18 protein-coding genes are annotated in these 19,284 nt (G+C 45.0%); 11 read left to right on the top strand and 7 right to left on the bottom strand.

Features of this window, described 5'->3' with window-relative positions; translation table 11 throughout:
* Positions 1-8: 8 nt before the first annotated feature.
* Positions 9-1,118: a hypothetical protein gene (locus tag MN210_RS10270; RefSeq protein ID WP_338412166.1), complete on the top strand. Its 1,110-nt coding sequence runs from the start codon at positions 9-11 to the stop codon at positions 1,116-1,118.
* The gene (locus tag MN210_RS10265) at positions 1,115-1,453 is read left to right on the top strand and encodes an RnfH family protein (RefSeq protein WP_011961104.1); all 339 of its coding nucleotides are present in this window, start codon (positions 1,115-1,117) and stop codon (positions 1,451-1,453) included. The genes MN210_RS10270 and MN210_RS10265 overlap by 4 nt, the downstream gene beginning before the upstream one ends.
* Before the next feature lie 201 nt (positions 1,454-1,654).
* Here MN210_RS10265 and MN210_RS10260 read toward each other — a convergent pair whose 3' ends face one another.
* A complete protein-coding gene (locus MN210_RS10260) occupies positions 1,655-2,029 on the bottom strand; it encodes an outer membrane protein assembly factor BamE (protein WP_011961103.1) in 375 nt (124 codons plus the stop codon).
* A 284-nt stretch (positions 2,030-2,313) separates the two neighbouring features.
* On the opposite strand from MN210_RS10260, the gene fur reads away from it, so the two are divergent.
* A complete protein-coding gene (gene fur, locus MN210_RS10255; RefSeq protein ID WP_110816909.1) occupies positions 2,314-2,745 on the top strand; it encodes a ferric iron uptake transcriptional regulator in 432 nt (143 codons plus the stop codon).
* Between the two features lie 94 nt (positions 2,746-2,839).
* Here the strand turns inward: fur and MN210_RS10250 are convergent, their stop codons facing one another.
* Together MN210_RS10250 and MN210_RS10245 are read right to left on the bottom strand one after the other, a co-directional pair.
* Positions 2,840-4,141 carry an IS4 family transposase gene (locus tag MN210_RS10250; RefSeq protein WP_338412165.1) on the bottom strand — a complete coding sequence of 434 codons (1,302 nt, stop codon included), beginning with the start codon at positions 4,139-4,141 and terminating at the stop codon, positions 2,840-2,842.
* Between the two features lie 140 nt (positions 4,142-4,281).
* Positions 4,282-5,361, bottom strand: coding sequence for a type IV pilus twitching motility protein PilT (locus MN210_RS10245; protein WP_338412164.1), 1,080 nt, complete (start codon positions 5,359-5,361; stop codon positions 4,282-4,284).
* 157 nt (positions 5,362-5,518) lie between these two features.
* Between MN210_RS10245 and MN210_RS10240 the strand changes: the two genes are divergently transcribed.
* Complete coding sequence (locus MN210_RS10240; protein ID WP_338412163.1) at positions 5,519-6,235, top strand: YggS family pyridoxal phosphate-dependent enzyme; 717 nt, start codon at positions 5,519-5,521, stop codon at positions 6,233-6,235.
* A 106-nt stretch (positions 6,236-6,341) separates the two neighbouring features.
* Here MN210_RS10240 and MN210_RS10235 read toward each other — a convergent pair whose 3' ends face one another.
* Complete coding sequence (locus MN210_RS10235; protein ID WP_241878481.1) at positions 6,342-8,000, bottom strand: NAD+ synthase; 1,659 nt, start codon at positions 7,998-8,000, stop codon at positions 6,342-6,344.
* Positions 8,001-8,398: 398 nt separating this feature from the next.
* Between MN210_RS10235 and MN210_RS10230 the strand changes: the two genes are divergently transcribed.
* Positions 8,399-8,848, top strand: coding sequence for a hypothetical protein (locus MN210_RS10230; protein WP_338412162.1), 450 nt, complete (start codon positions 8,399-8,401; stop codon positions 8,846-8,848).
* A gap of 6 nt (positions 8,849-8,854) precedes the next feature.
* Here MN210_RS10230 and MN210_RS10225 read toward each other — a convergent pair whose 3' ends face one another.
* Both MN210_RS10225 and MN210_RS10220 read right to left on the bottom strand, forming a co-directional pair.
* Positions 8,855-9,370, bottom strand: a complete 516-nt coding sequence (locus MN210_RS10225) for a cell division protein ZapA (RefSeq protein ID WP_011961097.1) — start codon at positions 9,368-9,370, stop codon at positions 8,855-8,857.
* Between the two features lie 169 nt (positions 9,371-9,539).
* Positions 9,540-10,013 carry a hypothetical protein gene (locus tag MN210_RS10220; RefSeq protein ID WP_241878479.1) on the bottom strand — a complete coding sequence of 158 codons (474 nt, stop codon included), beginning with the start codon at positions 10,011-10,013 and terminating at the stop codon, positions 9,540-9,542.
* A 224-nt stretch (positions 10,014-10,237) separates the two neighbouring features.
* Between MN210_RS10220 and MN210_RS10215 the strand changes: the two genes are divergently transcribed.
* From MN210_RS10215 to MN210_RS10205, 3 genes are all read left to right on the top strand, one after another.
* On the top strand, positions 10,238-10,894 hold the full coding sequence (locus MN210_RS10215) for a UPF0149 family protein (protein WP_011961095.1): 657 nt from the start codon (positions 10,238-10,240) through the stop codon (positions 10,892-10,894).
* A gap of 187 nt (positions 10,895-11,081) precedes the next feature.
* Positions 11,082-12,296 carry an acetylornithine deacetylase gene (gene argE / locus MN210_RS10210; protein WP_338412161.1) on the top strand — a complete coding sequence of 405 codons (1,215 nt, stop codon included), beginning with the start codon at positions 11,082-11,084 and terminating at the stop codon, positions 12,294-12,296.
* Between the two features lie 78 nt (positions 12,297-12,374).
* Positions 12,375-13,049 carry a LysE family translocator gene (locus MN210_RS10205; protein WP_338412160.1) on the top strand — a complete coding sequence of 225 codons (675 nt, stop codon included), beginning with the start codon at positions 12,375-12,377 and terminating at the stop codon, positions 13,047-13,049.
* A 92-nt stretch (positions 13,050-13,141) separates the two neighbouring features.
* On the opposite strand, the gene miaB is transcribed toward MN210_RS10205, so the two are convergent.
* Complete coding sequence (gene miaB, locus MN210_RS10200; protein ID WP_011961092.1) at positions 13,142-14,614, bottom strand: tRNA (N6-isopentenyl adenosine(37)-C2)-methylthiotransferase MiaB; 1,473 nt, start codon at positions 14,612-14,614, stop codon at positions 13,142-13,144.
* Between the two features lie 537 nt (positions 14,615-15,151).
* On the opposite strand from miaB, the gene MN210_RS10195 reads away from it, so the two are divergent.
* The 3 genes from MN210_RS10195 to MN210_RS10185 all read left to right on the top strand — a co-directional run bounded on the left by MN210_RS10195 (position 15,152) and on the right by MN210_RS10185 (position 19,213).
* Positions 15,152-17,242, top strand: a complete 2,091-nt coding sequence (locus tag MN210_RS10195; protein WP_110817370.1) for a lytic transglycosylase domain-containing protein — start codon at positions 15,152-15,154, stop codon at positions 17,240-17,242.
* Between the two features lie 465 nt (positions 17,243-17,707).
* On the top strand, positions 17,708-18,691 hold the full coding sequence (locus MN210_RS10190; RefSeq protein ID WP_011961090.1) for a malate dehydrogenase: 984 nt from the start codon (positions 17,708-17,710) through the stop codon (positions 18,689-18,691).
* 282 nt (positions 18,692-18,973) lie between these two features.
* The gene (locus MN210_RS10185; protein WP_110816901.1) at positions 18,974-19,213 is read left to right on the top strand and encodes a DUF2789 domain-containing protein; all 240 of its coding nucleotides are present in this window, start codon (positions 18,974-18,976) and stop codon (positions 19,211-19,213) included.
* Positions 19,214-19,284 lie beyond the last annotated feature (71 nt).

Below are 19,284 nucleotides of genomic sequence, written 5' to 3'. Positions count from 1 at the left end.
ATATCAGCATGCAAAACCGTTTTGCTTCTTTGTTTATTGCTGCACTACTGCCTTTATTGTTATTTAGATGGTTCGTTCCTAGCCCTGCCGGCCAATTAGACTTCTGGCTGATGTGGCTGGTGGCCATGGTAGTGGTCGGCCTACCGCTATTGTATGCAGAAATTGGCTTGGCACACCGCAGCCAAAAGACGCCCGCTCAAGGCATACAAGAGTTGACCCGCCAAGCAGATACCACACCAATATGGCGCAGCTTTGTCTGGCTAACGGTGCTATTGTCCTTGGTAGTAGCGGCTCTAAGTATCAATGCGGTCAGTAACAATGTGCTTGAAGCAACGGCACAAATGGGCATGTCCTTGGATATCCCAGGCTATGCGTTGGCGGTCGGTATGGTGGTGATAGCGGGACTATTAAGTCTGCTTGGCGCCACTACCTTGGTTGCGTCTTTGGCCCTAATTGCCATTGCTTTTGTGATGGCAGCGCTACCCAATTTATCTTCATTGGCGCTCATAATGACTGAGAGCAGCCTAGGAGAGTGGGCAAGAGCGGTGACTTTGGCGCTGGTCAGTGTCGGTGTCGGCACAGGTCTTTACTGGTTTAATAATCCTTTAGTAAGCCGTGACCCTAATCACAGTGCTGAAGCGGGCCGCAATACGCGAGAGATTGCGACCAAAACAGTGTTACCTATCTGGCTAACTCAGTTGGTTATCGGCAGTGTGGCGCTGATTTTTAGTAGCACCAGCTTTGCGCCTGTTACTGCTTTGGTATATGCGCTGGGCGTCTTGGCAGCCGGGGCATTTTTTATGCATTACGCCAGTAGCCAAATCGCCACCCGCTTTGGCCGTTTTGGATTAGGCATCGCAACTGTCATTAGTATAGTACTGACCATCTTATTGGTAGTGATAGCGACCCCTAAAGTATTGACGATGCTGTTGGTTGCGCTAAGCGTGTTAAGTGCTCTGGTTTTGGCAATATTCTCAGGCTGGTTGATGAAAATTAGCCACATGCGCAAATCATTGAACTTCAAGTCAGAAGGCATTTATAACTTATGGCGTGTGGCCATTCGTATCCTAGTGCCTGCGCTTATTATTGCCGCGGTGGTAGGTTGGTTTGTCTCATGAACACATCAATGAGTCTTATTCCCATCAGTCTTGCTTACTCGCCCAATCCAGCACAGCCCACTGACACGGTGTATCTTGAGATGCAAGTAAAAGCGGGCACCTTATTATTGCAGGCGCTGCAGCAGGCAGGGTGGCTTGAGGTGTATCCACAATTAAAGCTGTGGTGTGAGGCGCACAAAGACGATACCCAAGTGGACAATAAAAACTGGTGGGTTGGTGTGTTTTCTCAAAAAAAGCTGCTCAGCTATGAGCTACAAGCACATGACCGCATAGAAATATATCGTCCGCTGACCATTGATCCCATGCGCAAACGCAAAAAAAGAGCGGTGCAATAAATTGCCGCAACAACAATCAAACAAGAATAGAAAATAACTTTGAGATACTTGAGGCTAAACTAAGGGTATAAAGTTAGAGCAGCAAGTTAGACATGAGCCCACAAATGGTGTCGGCTTATTGAATATGAAGTCAGTGCTGTTAATCCAAGCTTTTTGGTTAACAGCACGTATGACACATTAATGGCCAAGGCGCAATAAATATTATGGCTTGGTTTGTGGTAAGCTCTCAACACCCTCTACTTTTATAACAGTATCGGCATCATCGAAATAAATGATAAGATGTTGACTGGCATTTTTGATTATTTGTTTGCCTTCACGTTTACCGTAAGTGCCTGGCTTATAATCATAGATGTAATCCCAACGATTTGGCGCAAGTGAGTCACGCATGGCGGGACTACCGATGTAGTAAAGCACTTGGTTTTTTGTCATGCCAGGTTGGATTTGCTGGGCTTGGCTTTGAGTGATCGGAGTGCCCTGAGGCAGGTCAATGGTATATACGCTAAACCAAGAACAACCGGTCAGTGTCAAAGTAGCAGTAAGAGCGATAGGATAAAGTAAGTGTTTTAATATATTCATAATTTCACGTTTTAGAGTTACCCATTGTGATCGCTAGAGTTGGGTCATAGCGATTAAAGACAGTGACTAGAATTACCAGTAGTTTGGTAATTATAAAATGATATTAAGTTTCGGTAAGATAACAAAGTTAGACCAGCGGATGTCATAAAAGCTGGATTTTGATAAATGATACGTCAATTACTTGCAATTGCCTACCACTTACGAGACTATTTAACTAAATTTTGCATTAATTGGTTATCTTATCTTAGGTTCCGTTCATCAATTATAACGTCATAAGGATCGCAATGAAATTTACCAATCAGGATTTACGTAAAGCAGGATTAAAGATTACTTTGCCTCGTATCAAGATTCTTGAGCTATTAGAAAGTGCTGAGCATCATCATATGAGTGCCGAGGAGGTTTATAAAGCTTTAATCGAGCAAGGTGAAGATGTGGGCTTAGCCACCGTTTACCGTGTGCTGACTCAGTTTGAGCAGGCCGGTATCGTTGAGCGCCATAACTTTGAAAATAATCTGTCAGTATTTGAAATCACTCAAGAAGAACATCATGACCATCTGGTGTGTGATGTGTGTGGCACCATTGTTGAATTCCATAACGAGAATATCGAACAAGAGCAATTAAAAGTGGCTCAGGAGCATGGCTTTAGGTTATCAGGTCACTCCTTGGTACTTTATGGCTTATGTCCGAATGAGGACTGCCAAGACTCTGCTAAATAAGCAGGTGGTGATAGCGCCGCTTGGCCCATAACTGAGTTGGCCTTTTTAAAAGCCTATTGCTAAAAGCCTGTTTTTAAACAGTAATGCCAGTCAGTTAACGCTGACTGGTATTTTTTTTGGGATATTTTTGTGGTTTCCCCTTAACTACCCTCGGGCAAGATCGCTTTCTACGTTCAGGAATAACAAACAATTTTCCCTCCTCTAAAACTGCATCTAACAGCTTAGGGAAGAGTCCTGCAGCCTGTAAAGGCGCAAACCGTAACAGATCAACAATCGTAATAGACGCCATATGGAAGCTAATTCGTAGAGGGCTAACCTTAGCTCTAAGGGCCATATAGCGCATCAAACGTCTTATTAGATTATAAGCAATCATAAGCCCCCAGAACTCTTGTAATACAAGCTGTGGCAGCTTACTTCTTAACAACAGCCCCTGCTGTAAATCAGACTTAATTTCCCTAAAAGCCATCTCGATCTCCCAGCGCTGCAAGTAGAGCTGTGCCACTTTATCCTTAGTAAAGCGTTTATCATCTATTAAAGAGGTGATGTATCGTCTTGTCTTGCCCTCATAACGACACTCAATTAATCGAGCTTGCCAAGTAGCAGGTAGGTTTGGATTTTTCTTTTGTGCCTGAGGAGAGACTGGCATTTGTATTAAGTAGTCCCCTTCACTAAAGGTCTCAATCACAGTGTAACGCAGATTATCTTTAGCCCGCATGAGCCAGTGACTGTTTGGATGGGCTTGTTGCCAACTAATCAGTAGGTCTGCTGAGAAATAGGCTCTATCAAAGAGCGTAATGCTGTTGTCTTGAACATTTAGCTGACGGGCTAAGGTGATCTCTCCTTGACCCATATCTGCAAGGGTTGTGTCAATGACCTCATGCGTGTCAGTATTGATCAGACATACTGAACGCATTTGGGGATAGGGCGCCTCTTTAGTTCTGCCTTTGCTTGAGCTAAAGTACTGAAGATTCTCATCAGTGGATGGGAGTGAGTATACGACGCCATCTACAGCGTGGACGCTAAGTCCCATGAAGTCTTGCTGCTGGGCTCGTGATTCTGTTTGGTAGTGAGCACTTAGTTGATGAAATAGCTGCTTTAGAGGCTCATGCCCGAGGCGTTGTCTTGCTTGTACCACAGCGCTGGGCACACAGGCCTGTGAGTCTAGATTAAGACGCATCTGCTCTGTGATATACCAAATTGAACGGTTTCGATATAAAGCTGTGCCGATGACTATCCAAACAACGTGTTCGGCAGGTAGCTTACGTCTTCTAATGCTCGCTTTGCCGGTATACTCTAAAGCTTGCTGTATCCACTCAGGGTCTATTAATTCACTAAATTGTTCTAGGGTGTCTGGAGTCCTTTTATGCGTCTCATTAATAGCGTCTTGTAGTCTCATAGTAAAATAGCCCATCTACTTATTAGATGGGCTATTTTATTACTTTTATTGAGTTTTTGCCTTAACTGACTGGCATTAGTTTTTAAACAGGCTTTTTTTATGGTAAATGAGACAAGATGCGCTTTCACGCTTTTTATCACCTAGCACAATTTGGCATGATGCTGAGCGCTATGTGGGCTAATAAGTTTGCGCTGGATTAGATCGGTGAGCGCTTGGTCTAGAGTCTGCATGCCTTGGCTGTGACCAGTTTGAATGGCGGAATACATTTGTGCCAGTTTGTTTTGACGAATCATGTTACAGATGGCAGGGGTGGCCACCATAATCTCGTGAGCGGCTATTCGTCCGCCCTCAGGGCGCTTAATTAATATTTGCGAGATCACAGCTTGTAGCGATTCGGACAACAAAAATCGGATCATGTCCTTTTCATCGGCCGCAAATACATCCACAATTCTGTCGATGCTTTTAATCGCAGAGCGGGTATGTAGCGTTGCCAGTACCAAATGCCCGGTCTCAGCTGCAGTAAGCGCCAAACGTATACTGGCCAAATCACGCAGCTCACCAATCACAATAACGTCGGGATCTTCACGCAAAGCTGAGCGTAGGGCCTTCGTATAATCTGCGGTATGACGCGCCACTTCCCGCTGATTGATTAAGCTTTTTTTGGCGTGATAAATAAATTCAATGGGGTCTTCGATGGTCAGAATGTGGGCGGCGCGTGTTTGGTTAATATGATCAACCAAAGCGGCCACTGTGGTTGATTTTCCGCAGCCGGTGGGGCCGGTGACCAATACCAGCCCATGATTGAGCTGGGTTATTTGTTGCAAGGTGGCCTTATTATCACTGGATAAGTCGAGCTGCTGTAAAGACAATAGGGCATCGGGGATGGCACGAAATACAGCTGCAATACCTCGGTGCTGCTGAAATATATTGACCCGAAATCGCCCTACATCGGCCACATCCAACGCATAGTCCAATGTCATGTGCTGTTCAAATTCACTCATTTGCGCAGGGCTTAAGGTGCTGGCAATATACTGCTGAATTTGGGTATGCGTTAAGGCGGGTAGACTGGTCGAGGTTATCTCCCCATCGATTCGCAGCATGGCGGGCATTCCTGCTGACAGGTGCAGATCTGAAGCCTTTAAGCTTTGAGTATGGCGTAGTAGCGCAGTGAGCGAATCTAAAGCGTGAGCGTGTGTCACCTCATCTATCCCTTGAATCATGTGGACACCCACTATAACAAGCTTGGAGTACTTAGGAGCAAGTATTTGTGTTCATTTATAAAATAGAGCGCACCACTTATAATAGAGCGCACCACTTATAATGGTAACGCAGACACAAGTTAGGCGACGCCCATTACAATAAATAAGAGAGTAGATTATGACACAGTCAACACTGATACAAAACTGGCAACAGGTCACACAGCAGATTGAGGCGGCTCGGCAACACTGCGCTGGGCAGCCGGTCACCTTGCTGGCGGTTTCTAAGACGAAGCCTGCAGATATGATTGTCACGCTTGCTCAAGCTGGTCAGAAACACTTTGGTGAAAACTACCTACAGGAGGCGGTGGATAAGCAGCATCAGGTGGCCAAGCTGCTCACTAAGTCTGAGGATGGGGATGTAAGCTCGGTACCCCCTATTGTTTGGCATTATATTGGTCATATTCAGCGCAACAAAACCAAAGATATCGCTGAGGCTTTTGACTGGGTACACACCATTGAGCGCGATATTATTGCTAAGCGCTTAGATGCTCAGCGCCCAAGCCATTTGCCTAAGCTTAATGTATTAATTCAGGTCAATATTGATCATGAAGAGAGTAAGTCGGGTTGCCTGCCTGATGAGCTTGAGGCCTTGATTACGTCTATAAAGGGCTATGGCAATCTGTGTCTGCGCGGCTTGATGATTATTCCCTCCAAAGAGGGCAGTGATGCCTTTGAACGCACCAAGCAATTGTTTGAACAAATTAAGCAGGCACATCCAGATTTGCCTAACTGGGACACACTGAGTATGGGTATGAGTGCAGATATGGCCGACGCCATTGAGCAAGGTTCAACTATGGTTCGGGTGGGCAGTGCCATCTTTGGCGCTCGAGACTAAAAGCTGAGACAGACGCAAAATTGGCATGTTATGCATATAATAAAAGAGCCACCAGGGCTCTTTTATTATAGTAATAGAGGTCATTTACTGAACAGTTTTGGGCCCGTTAGCCTTCAATGCTCCAGCCATTAACTAAGGGATAGCGGCGCTCACGACCAAACGCTTTGTGGCTAATCTTAGTGCCAATGGCTGCTTGCCGGCGCTTATATTCGCTTCTATCTACCAACTTGATAACATGACGCACTACCTCAGGGTCAAAGCCTTTAGCAGTAATCTCATTAAAGCCTAAGTCATTGTCGATATAGTCTTTTAAAATGGCATCTAATAGGTCGTAATCGGGTAGGCTGTCTTGGTCCACTTGATCTGGACGTAGCTCAGCGGAAGGAGGACGGGTAATAACACGCTCAGGAATAACATTGGTATCTTCTAGGCGATTGCGGTAATTGGCCAGAGCGTATACTTGAGTTTTATACACATCTTTTAAGACATCAAAACCGCCGGCCATATCCCCATACAAGGTGGCATAACCCACTGCCATTTCTGATTTATTGCCTGTGGTGATGACTAAATGGCCAAATTTATTTGATAGCGCCATCAGTACCATGCCGCGTGCACGGGCTTGGATGTTCTCCTCCGTGGTATCTGCTTTGGCCTTGCTAAATAATGGGGCTAACGTATGACGCATGCCATCTACCGCATCATGGATGGGGCATACCGTATAGGAAACATTGAGTCGGCGCGCTTGAGCCTGGGCATCCTCTAAGCTGATTTGAGAGGTGTACTCATAGGGCATCATAACCGCATATACTTTATCAGAGCCTAGCGCATCCACGGCCACGCATAAGGTCAGTGCCGAATCAATGCCACCTGATAGGCCCACAATCACGCCTTCAAAGCCTGAGTGATTGACATAGTCACGTAGACCCACCACTAAGGCTTGATACGTCTCAGACTCTGAGCTGAGCTGTAAAGGTGCTTTGGCTTGGCTATCAAAAGTGTGATTTTTTATATCATAAGTAGCATACAGCATGTGCTCTAAGAATCTAGGGGCTTCATGCGCCACGCCACCATTGGCCTGAATGGCCATCGAGCCGCCATCAAAAACCAGGTCATCTTGGCCGCCCACTGCATTGACATAGATGATTGGTAACTGGTTATCTGTGGCACGCTTATTCAATAGGGCTTGACGGGTGTGCTGCTTACCGGCCTCAAATGGCGAGGCATTGATGGTAACCACTAAGTCGGCACCTTGGTCTTTTAGAGCCTTGATGGGCTCTTCTTGCCATAAGTCTTCACAGATCAGCAGGCCAATGGTCACGCCTTGGTAGTCGAATAATACTTGATTGCGGCCTTTGTCAAAGTAGCGGCGCTCATCAAAGACGCCATAGTTTGGCAGATACTGCTTGTGATAAAAGCCCTTTTGTTGGCCGTTTTGGATAATGGCAGCTGAGTTAAAGGTGCCATGATAATCGACATGCGGATAGCCGATAATCATTACGATATCATTAATATCGCTCAGTGAGCTAAGGGCAGCTTTTACGCGGTCTGATAAACTTGGGCGAAGCAGCAAGTCCTCTGGTGGATAGCCAAGCAAAGCCAGCTCTGGGAAGACGATGACGTCAGCACCATTGTCGCGGGCTTCAATAGCCAAACTACGCATTTTATCGATATTGGTTTGAATGTCACCGACCATAAAGTGGGACTGTGCCATTGCAAATTTCAGCGAACTTCCTTTTGCTGCCGTGCTACTGTTATCATTAGACATTATTGGGTCCTATTCGTAATGGGTCTTATTGCTAATAATCACCGGTCAAATGCAACTTATTGAGTTTTGTTGGTGTCACATTTTTAGGCAAGCTATTAGCATTAAATAAAGGTTAGTGGGGTAGCTTAATCCATTTGCATTTTGCAGATTATTGGCTACTTTGTTTGTCATACTCAGCCCGGCATAAATGCATATGCCCAAGCTTAAATCTGGGTATTTATCGAGTTTTATTGTATTTTATCTTGCTAAATAGAGTATCGTGTCAGCTTGTTTTGGGTGTTTCTATTGTTAACGATTTTCGTAGTCGAAAATAAATACAATTACCTTTAGTATAACATCAAAACTTTATTGTGATATCCAAGCGGGTCTATTTTGACCGCAAAACTAGGAAATGGGTTATGTTTGCATTTGTGTTTACGCTGTTAATTACCGCGCTTGCCATGTGGGCGTTTTTTAAATTTATGTACCCCAAGCCGCCAAAAGCTTTTATGCCACAAGAAGGCGATGTGATTACCCCTAGAGATTGTAGCTTATGTGGCTATCCCTTGGCTGAATATCGCGGCGTATTAGAGCCTAAGCCTGAGGGCCGCATATCTGATGCTGAGCGTCAAAAAATACAGCAGTTAACAACTGAGATTGATGACTTACAGCAGCGCTTACAACAAGACGCGCTAGAGGCGAATCTGACGCGTCAACAAAAAAAGCACGCTAAATTGGCCAAAGAGCAGCAGCAAAAGCAGCTGTTTGAAAAGCAGCAGGCGCTAAAGCAGCTCACCAGCTGGTTTTTTTGTAACTATGACCATCAAGCCGACTTCCATGCACAGTCTACCAAGCCACCATCTCACTAGCGCTTTTTAGTCGCTAAGCTGCATCTCACGAATCATATGCTCTAACAGCTCATTGGCCTGCGCGATGTCGCTTTCATTAGCGGCTGCTTGTAGCTTGGCTTGTTGCATTTTTTCATACAGATTTAAGCAGCACAGTACCAATAGATTCTCTTGGGGCAGCTGCGGGGCATTGGCCTGTAGATCTTGGATAAAACTATTGATAAATTGGCTGGCTGAATACAGCTCGCCTTCTTCACCCACTGGGCAGTTAATAGTATAATTTTTTTCTAAGATGGTAATATCAACTGGCATGAATTGAGGCTCTTGTGGGGCCTCATCTTGTGTCTGCTCAGGCTGATTTTCAAAAGCGCTTGAGGTATCAGTTAGGTCATCTGGGGTAATAATTTCGATATCAGAGTTGTGCCCAGAGTCCGCGGCTTCTAGCTCAGCACCACTAGTTGCTTCAAAGGCCGTGTCGTCGTCAGTGTAAGAAGTATGTTCAGAGTCTAATGACTCGTAATCAGAAGGGTTATGAGTTGACATGATGTTCTCTTAAATAATGGACCAATAAAATAAAAGGCAAAAAAAGGTCAAATAAAATACAGTTAATTTAGCCGGTGGCCATAAAAGGCACTGAACAGACTAATGTTTTTTTATGGTGTAAATTTCAAGCCAAACGGTTATAAGCTGATGTGCGACATAGCCACAATGACTAGTCAGCGGCTTGGTCAATAAGGGTCAATCTGTGCATAACGACTTTGGTGTGCTCACGGGCCAAGCGGTTCTTTTCTAATAAAGCATGATTGGACGCCTCTAACGCCTCACATTTTTGTAGCAGCTTGCTGTAGCTGTCATTTAGATTGGTGTGCGCTTCAACCAGACTTTGATGCTCATCGTTAAGTTGGTTATAGACTTGCTCAAGGCTTGAATGCTCTTGCTGCGCTTGTTCAAAAGCGCTGCGGGTATCTGATAACTCTTGTTCAAGCTGCTGCTGGGTTTGCTGGGCCTGCTCATAAGCGGCTTGAGACTCAGTAAGCTGCTGCTGTAGGCGCTCAACTTCATTGGGGTCAATTTGTGGCCCGTTTTTTAGTGACAGCAATTCATTGTGAGAGGCATCATAGCGCTGGCGGATGTCGTGCAATATAGAATCTAAGTGGTGCAGTTTTTCAATTAAAGGTTGGGTCATAGGGAGTCACTTCTGAGAAAGTCGGAGAAAAATTAAATGCAAGGTTATGTAATAGTACCTTTAATAATGCCACAGATGCCCACATTATATCTAGCATTAGGATGTTAATGAATGTGTTTGGATGGACTGTATAATCGGTAAAAAAACCAAGTTTAATCACTTCATAAGCCACTCACTTAAAAAACTACTTAACAAGCAACTTAACAAGCAAAAGGGTACGTGTAATGAATGACGATATTTCAGGCTGGAACGAATGGTCAAAAGTGTTTGCCGATTGGACCGATGTCAGCATAAGTGAGCTGCACGGGCTGATGACTGGCCTGATGACAGTGTGTCATGCGCCCAGTAAGATTGAGGACTGGGAGCAGCTATTAACCGAGCTAAGCTTCTCTATTCCAGATGAAGCGGCACTGACCTTATTGGCCGAAGAAGCAGAAGATACCTCTTTTCAGTTAAAAGACAAAGATGACGCTTATCAATACTCACCCTTAGTGCCAGATGACGAACATGACTTATATGAGCGAGTGATGGCTCTTAAGCAGTGGGCTAACGGCTTTATGACCGGATTTGGGGTGACAGACTGCACCTTAAGCGCTGAGGAAACGGTGATGTTCTCAGATCTGGCAAAAATTGGCAGCATTCGTATTGAGCCTGATGATGAGTTTGAAGGCGGCGAGGAGTCGTATTTATATTTATATGAGTTTGTGCGCATGGTGCCAGTCAGCTTAGCGATTCGCCCTCGCAAAGCTATGATGAGCCTGCCACTAATTGCAGGTCTATCCCCCGATGCCAAGACGGCCAAAGAGCTTGAGCAGCAAGGTGTCAAGCCTAAGCCTATGCCACCGGTGATTGATATTATGAATCAAAACCGTCCCTCTTAACAAATCTCAAAGACGCCACAGCGCAGTTTGAGGCGTTAAGCTTTAGTGCGAGCAAAAAGCCAGTCCAGATAAAAACGGGCTGGCTTTTTATGTTAAATTAAAGGCCAATGAGCCCCTATTATGAGCAGACCAAATGCCAGTCTGAGTGTGGATGGGGCGCATCCTGCTAACTTTGTAAGGAAAATCCATGACCTCGCCAAATCACAGCCTCACTTACCCCCGTGACAGTATCGCTTGGCTCAAGTGCTTAATTGGTCTTGATACTGTGAGCCGTCACTCCAACTTAGCCCTTATTCAACAGATACAAGCATACTGTGAAAGCTTGGGACTAGGGCCGGTATTGACTTTTAATGAGGATAATAGCAAAGCCAATTTATTTGTGACTGTTGGTGCAGGTAACGATGCACAGCAGCCAATAATCAACGGTGGTATTGTGTTGTCTGGGCATACCGATGTGGTGCTAGTTGACGGTCAAGACTGGGAATCAGACCCTTTTGAAGCAGTCATTCGAGGTGATAAGCTCTATGGACGCGGCGCTTGTGATATGAAAGGCTTTATTGCTTGTGCTTTAAATTTACTGCCTAAAGCGGTGGCACTGTCGAAGCAAGGCGTTTTGGCGAAGCCGCTGCATCTGGCATTGTCCTTTGATGAAGAGGTCGGCTGCCTAGGCGCCCCGTTAATGCTAGAGGAATTAAAGGAGCGCGGTATTTCTCCTGATTATTGTATTGTCGGTGAGCCATCATCTATGAAAATGGTGATTGCTCATAAAGGTATCTCAGTATTTCGCTGCTCAGTGCACGGTAAATCAGCCCATTCCTCATTGACGCCGCAAGGGGTGAATGCCATTAGCTATGCGGCGCGATTGATTGGGTTTATTGATGATCTGGCAGAGCAGCTGGCAAAAAATGGCCCAACCGATGGCGCATTTGATGTGCCGTTTTCTACCTTGTCAGTCGGTACTATTGAAGGTGGAACGGCCACCAATATTGTGCCCAATTTATGTCAATTTACCTTTGATTATCGCAATTTACCGATGATGGGCACACACGATATTTTGCCCGCGATTGAACAAAAAATCAGCGAGCTGAACCAGCAAATGCAGCAAGTAGATAGCCAAAGCGGTATTCAGCTTGAGCAATTAGAGAGCGTACCGGCCATGACCGACAGTGACAGCGCCGCTTTGCAGCAATTAATCGTCGGCTTAGTGGGTGCGGCTGCTCGTCATAAGGTGGCCTACGCGACCGAAGGTGGTCAATTTACCAATGCCGGTATTCCAACTGTAATCTGTGGCCCTGGTAGTATCGAGCAGGCACATAAGGCCAACGAATTTGTGGCACTTGATCAGCTCACTAAATGCGATATGTTTTTGGACAAGCTACTTCTTTCATTGCAGGGCAAATAACTTTTATAGACTGACTGGTTGTTTGCCTAAATAGCCTATTTAATAGTTTTTATAGCCCCATTTCAAAGGTCGTGCTGCATGAGCCTGTCTGTATTTTTATTGTTCTTTTTTAGCACTTTTTTAATCTCAGCCACACCCGGTCCTAATATGCTGTTGGCCTTTCAATACGGACTTAATCATGGGGTGCGACAGACACTTTGGGTATTGGCTGGGCTCAGTGTGGGTCTGTTTGCCTTATTAATTTCGGCGCTGCTAGGCATTGATATCATCAGCCGTAAATTGCCTTGGCTACTGACAGTGATGAAGGTGGCGGGGGCATTATATCTAATTTATTTGGGTATTCAGTCTTGGCGACATGCCGATGATAATGTGCAGTTTGCCAAGGGATCAGGGTCAACAAGTGCTAACACAGGTTCAACGAATGCTAGCAATAGTCTAAAAACTGCCGGCCAGCGATTTCGCCAAGGCATGTGGGTGTCACTGTCTAACCCGAAAGCCATTTTGTTTTTTGCCGCTTTTTTCCCCAAGTTTATTAATTTTAGCGCGCCGCTGTGGCCACAATATGTGTGGCTGACTTTAGGGTTTTTTGTGAGTGAGACTACTTGGCAAATAGTCTATACCTTAGGCGGCACTAAGCTTTCAGGCTGGTTGGGGCAGGGCGCAAGACTGCTTTGGCTCAATAGAATCTGTGGCCTGATATTTATAGTTATCGCCGCCGCTTTGCTGTGGGAAGTGGTCAGCGTGGATATCTAGCTAAGTATTAGCCATCATAAAAAACAGCCCAATGATGTCATTGGGCTGTTTTTTGTCTTTTATGCTACTGAGCGGATACGGCGCAGCAACAGCTAATCTAAGATATCCACCAACTCACCACGTACCATATGCGGGCTTACAAAGTCAGTGATTTTGACCGTCACAAATTTACCCATCAAGTCTGTTTTTTGCTGCTCAGTGGCTTTAAACAGTACTGAGCGTGTGTTGTCTGCTGTACCCAGCAATTGATCAGGATAACGATCGGCAATCTCCTCAACCATTACTCGTAGAGTTTTGCCCACCATTTCTTCGGTTTTCTTAAGCGTTGAATCCCGAATGACTTTTTGGAAAATGGCCAAACGCTCCTTTTTGGTCGCCAAGCTTACATCGTCTGGTAACTCTGAAGCCGGTGTGCCCGGACGTTTTGAGTAGATAAAGCTATATGAGTGATCAAAATCTAGCGCTTTGGCTAAATTTAAGGTGTCTAAGAAGTCCTCTTCTGTCTCTCCAGGGAAGCCAATGATAAAGTCACTTGATAAGTGCATATCAGGGCGCACAGCCATCAGCTTATTAATCTGATTGATATAAACATCAATGGTGTGATTGCGTTTCATGGCCGCCAAGATTTTGTTGGAGCCACTTTGTACCGGAAGATGCAGGTGCGATACCAATTGTGGCAATTTAGCATAAGCTTCAATGATGTCATCAGTGAATTCAAGCGGGTGGCTGGTGGTGTAACGAATACGTTCAATACCATCCACGTGGGCCACATAGTGTAGCAGCTCAGCAAAGCGGCAGATGCTGCCATCGTCTTTTTCACCGCGATAGCCATTGACGTTCTGGCCCAATAAGGTGATCTCGCGCACGCCTTGCTCAGCGAGGCTATCAATCTCAGCCAATACGTCATCTAAAGGACGTGACAGCTCCTCACCACGGGTATAAGGCACGACGCAAAATGAGCAGTACTTTGAGCAGCCTTCCATGATAGAAACAAAGGCACGGTAGCCTTCTACTTTTGGCTCAGGCAAGAAGTCAAATTTTTCAATACTTGGGAATGACACATCGACCGTACCAATACGATCTTTGGGTTTGACATTGCGCTGAGTCGTCGATTTATCATATAGCTCAGGCAATCTGTGTAAGGTTTGTGGGCCAAATACCATATCCACATAAGGGGCTCTTTTTTGGATATTGTCACCTTCTTGAGAGGCCACGCAGCCGCCCACACCGATAACCAAATCTGGTTTTTCTTCTTTTAACTTACGCCAGCGGCCAAGCTCAGAGAATACTTTTTCTTGGGCTTTTTCACGAATGGAGCAGGTGTTCATGAGCAACACATCGGCCTCTTCGATATTATCAGTAACCACCATGTCATGGGAGTCACCTAGAACGTTGCCCATTTTTTCTGAATCATAAACGTTCATTTGACAGCCTTGGGTGGCAATATAAACTTTCTTTTTGGCTTGTCCCGTAGGCTGGCTGGCATGCGCCAAGCTGGCTTGAGTTGAGGTATCGACTGGATTTGAGACAGCGATAGATTTGGGGTCAAATAAAGTAGCACTCATATTAAGCAGTCCAAGGTGATGTGTGGATTAAAAGAAGGTATAGGGTAGATACAACGAACCGTTATCGAGATATATCAAGCAAAGAGGGTGTTGCCTTTTTTGAGGCAATAATGGGAGGATATTATATCATAAGCTGTGCTTTGGTGAGTGTTAAAGCAACATCCTATTGTTTGACATCATGAGCATAAGCTTGGTTTTACCCAATGAGTTTTAGCCGATGGCTAGTTGGTTAAGTAAAGTAGCAACATCAGCTTACATAAAGCATTTTGGTCTAGCCTTGATTGTTGCCTATAATCTAGACGAAGGCGTATCTTGCTTTTTTGAGTCACGGCATGGCACTGGGGATTTTTTTGTCGCGTAACATTTACTGATATAACCCAAAGCTACTGATATAACCCAAAGCCTAACACTGCAACATTGCTAAGATAGCTCACACAATTTTAGGATGGCTTGGATGCTATTGGCCTTTTGCTGCTTTATTTTATTTCACTATGTTTACTGTTAATAATGTTTACTTTTAATAATAAGACTGTCTATATGCTAAAAAATATTTCTACTGATACTCTCACCTCGACGACCCAGACCTTGTCCAAAGCGGGCCATGTCTTGGTAAATAAGCTGGGGCCCAAAGCGCCACTTGCTGTCTCATTACTCGGTCTAATGGGCATGACTCAGATTGCCTGTGCGCAGCTGTCTTTTCAAGAAAACACTCAAAACTATGCCAATGACACCAGCATCAATTATTTTAATGAAGCTATGGCAGCAGGTGATCGTAAAGACTCTGGCGCCTTGTATCAGTATGAGCAAATGATGGGCAATGGCTTATTTGCTATGTATCCGGCCTATTGGCGCTTGAACAATGATTTATCGACCTTAAACCCTGCTGTGGTGACTCAGTTTGCCAAGCAATATGCCGGTAGCGTTATGGCTGAGAAATTGACCGCTGACTATGCTGAGGTAAAAGCGCAGGCGGGGGATTACAACGCAGTGCGTCAAGTGGCCAACTATGTCCATAATCCTGATGACAGTGAAAAATGTGCGGTGGCCTTGGGTTTCAATAATGGCGGTGATGCCATGCGTGCCATGTCGCTTAAGACTGAGGTGTGGCTCACCACCAAAAAACAAGCTGCCCTGTGTTCGCAATTGGCGACAGAGATGAACAACAACCCTATGATTAGCAACAATGATCGCAAAGAGCGGTTACTGCGCATGCTAAGGGTGGGCAGTACCGGTGATATTATGATCCTATCACAGTCGCTCGGCACGCCCATTGCCTATAGTGAGCTGAGCGAAATTCAGCTTAATCCTACTGGATTTATTAGCCGCTTTGCTAGTCTGCCCAATAGCGTAAAAAATCAATATTTATATCTTTATGCCATTGGTCGTATCGCCGATAAATCTTATCGAGAGGCGGCCATTCAAGTAGATTATGATATCAACCAAGACAACAACCGTGCTCAGAAGCTGCTGAACGAAGAGACACGCCATTATGCCTATCGTATTGTGGGTGTGAAGCGTATGAACTACAACACCGATGATGGCTTTAATGATGAAGCGGTGACTTGGTTTCGTAAAAGTTTGGGCGTAAGCTTTAACTATGAAGAGGCAGAAGACTATGCCATGGCAGCCATCCGCTTTAGCCAATGGGATGACTTAATCCATGCCCTTGGTACGATGGATAATGCCACTCAAAAAGAGAACATCTGGCAGTACTGGTTGGCTCGTGCTTACGAACAAGTGGGTGATAGCAGCAAAAAAAGCTTAGCGCGCCAGATGTATCAGCGCTTGGCCAATAGCAGCGATTACTACGGCTTGCTTGCAAAGGATAAAGTGGGCCAACGCTTTAATGCCGGCTCTACCGCTTTACCCAACGTTTCAAGCGGTGATACCGCACGTATGCTTAATGATCCGCATTTTGCCCGTGCCTTTGCGCTTTATAATTCAAGCGCCAGCCGTACTTATGCCAACCGTGAATGGAACTGGGCGGTAAAAAAAGCGCGTGACAACAAGGATAATAAATTGATTTTAGCTGCTGCAAAATATGCCCACGATATGGGCTGGCTAGATCGTTCTATTTATGCCATTGACAATACGGATGGTTTAGATGCCTTTAGTCTGTCACACCCTATGCCGCACCAGAGTGAAGTGGTGACTTACAGTCGTCAAGTCGGTATTGACCCAGCTTGGGCATATGGCATCATGCGCCAAGAAAGCCGCTTTGTCAGTAATGCTCGCTCAGGTGTGGGCGCCAGTGGCTTAATGCAAATCATGCCCGATACTGCCAAATACATTGCTCGCAATCTGGGTGAGACTTATAGCGCCACTCGTGCCAATACTGGGGATACCAATATTCGCTATGGCACCTGGTACATGAGTGATATCATGGGCAAATTGTATAATCAGCCAGTACTGGCCACAGCTGGCTATAATGCTGGCCCCAATAAGGCCAAGCGCTGGCAGCCTGTGTATGGCTCATTGGCGGCCGATCAATATGTAGAGACCATCGCTTATCCTGAGACTCGAAACTATGTCAAACGGGTCATGGAGAATGCCACCATTTATAGCAGTTTGCTTGGCGCTAACATGCCTATCACTCAGCGTATGGGGACGGTTCCTGCTGGCTATTAATGGTGCCAAACAGCGTTCAAGATGAAGGGATGCAACCAGAAGTGATGTGGTGTCAAATATTTATCTTCTGGTTTGGCATAATTAGGTTTGAGCAAAATTTTGAAAGGTGCTACACTTTTACCGCGCTAAATTTTGAGCTTTAATTGGATTGACCCTTTGATAAAAGACCAGTTAAAGCCAAGCTTTGGCGGATAAATGGATGGCATAAGCCAAACTCTTATTAGTTATTACAAATAGTCGTTAATTCCAAATTAGGTGCGTTTGGCGAACTGACAAGCCGTAACGGCTGCATTAAGTTTGCCAATACTGTGGTGTTAAAGTGGTGCTTTTATTGATTTTTTACTGATATTTTAACAATAGACTCAAAATTTAAATAACAGCATTGCTGCTAACGAATAGTTGCCTAAGTATGACGAGTAAGTCATAACCATTATAATAACCTCACTAAATCACTAGGAGAATTAAATGAAACAACCTGTTCGCGTTGCCGTTACTGGTGCTGCTGGTAATATTAGCTATGCTATGCTGTTTCGTATTGCTTCAGGCGAAATGCTAGGTAAAGATCAGCCTGTTATTCTACAGCTTTTAGAAATCACACCAGCACTTGACGCCCTAAAAGGGGTTGTTATGGAGCTTGAAGATTGTGCTTTCCCACTGTTAGCGGGCGTGGTACAAACTGACGATGCTACTGTTGCATTTAAAGACGCAGACTACGCTTTATTGGTAGGTGCACGTCCTCGTGGTCCAGGCATGGAGCGTAAAGACTTACTTGAAGCCAACGCTGCTATCTTCTCAGCTCAAGGTAAAGCCTTAAACGAAGTAGCCAGCCGTGATGTTAAAGTATTGGTTGTGGGTAACCCAGCGAACACCAACGCTTTAATTGCTCAGCGTAACGCACCAGATCTAGACCCACGTAACTTCACTGCTATGACTCGTCTTGACCACAACCGTGGTATGGCGCAGCTTGCTGAAGAGACCAACAGCACCGTAAATGATGTTAAGAAAATGATCATTTGGGGTAACCACTCTTCAACTCAGTACCCAGATCTAACTGAGTGTACAGTGAACGGTAAGCCAGCTTTAGAACAAGTAGACCGTGACTGGTACGAAAACAGCTATATCCCAAGCGTTCAAAAACGTGGCGCAGCCATCATTGAAGCGCGTGGTGCTTCATCAGCTGCTTCTGCTGCTAACGCTGCCATTGCTCACATGCGCACTTGGGCACTAGGTACTGATGAGAACGATTGGGTATCTATGGGTGTTTACTCACAAGGTGAGTACGGCATCGCTAAAGGTCTAATCTACTCATTCCCATGTACTTGCAGCAATGGCGATTGGAAAATTGTTGAAGGTCTAGACACCTCATCTGACTTCTCACAAGAAAAAATGAAAGCCACTGAGCAAGAGCTTAGCGAAGAGCGTGACGCAGTAGAGCACTTACTTCCATAGTCAGCCAGCTAGAGGCTTAATTTAATTTTAAGCCTATTTGTTACCAAAAAAACCTGTAATCCAATTACAGGTTTTTTTATGGGCGTTTGAGAGGTTTAAAAATAGATGACAAATAACAGCCTTGGTTTACATAACAGTAAAGCTTCTAAATAGTAATAGCACAGTACCTGAAGCAGACTTTGCTACAATGATAGCGTGAACGATAGCGTGGAAAACAATTAGACCAAGGATTGCGTAGCAAGCCAAAAATAACAAACCAAATGTAAGTTTTAAGGAGACCATATGTTAGGCGAACCAGAATACACCATCAACGATTTATTTGCTCAATTGGGCCTAGATAGCTCTGATGAAGCCATTGATAAATTTATTGCTGAACACCCACTAGATAAGAATACTTCATTGACAGATGCAGATTTTTGGACAGAGTCACAGCGCGCTTTTTTGAAAGAAGAGTGGAAGCTAGATGCCGCTTGGGTAGAAATTATAGATGATCTTAATGTTCGCTTACATCCTACCGCTTAATGCCTCAGATTTGAATTTTGCCTACAGGCAAGCAAAAAAAGGACGCCTTAATATTAGGCGTCCTTTTTTTG

The sequence above is a fragment of the Psychrobacter raelei genome, from assembly GCF_022631235.3.
In the GTDB taxonomy this organism is placed as follows: domain Bacteria; phylum Pseudomonadota; class Gammaproteobacteria; order Pseudomonadales; family Moraxellaceae; genus Psychrobacter; species Psychrobacter raelei.
Note: the sequence above shows the minus strand (reverse complement) of the source record. Positions and strands in the feature narration are given on the sequence as shown.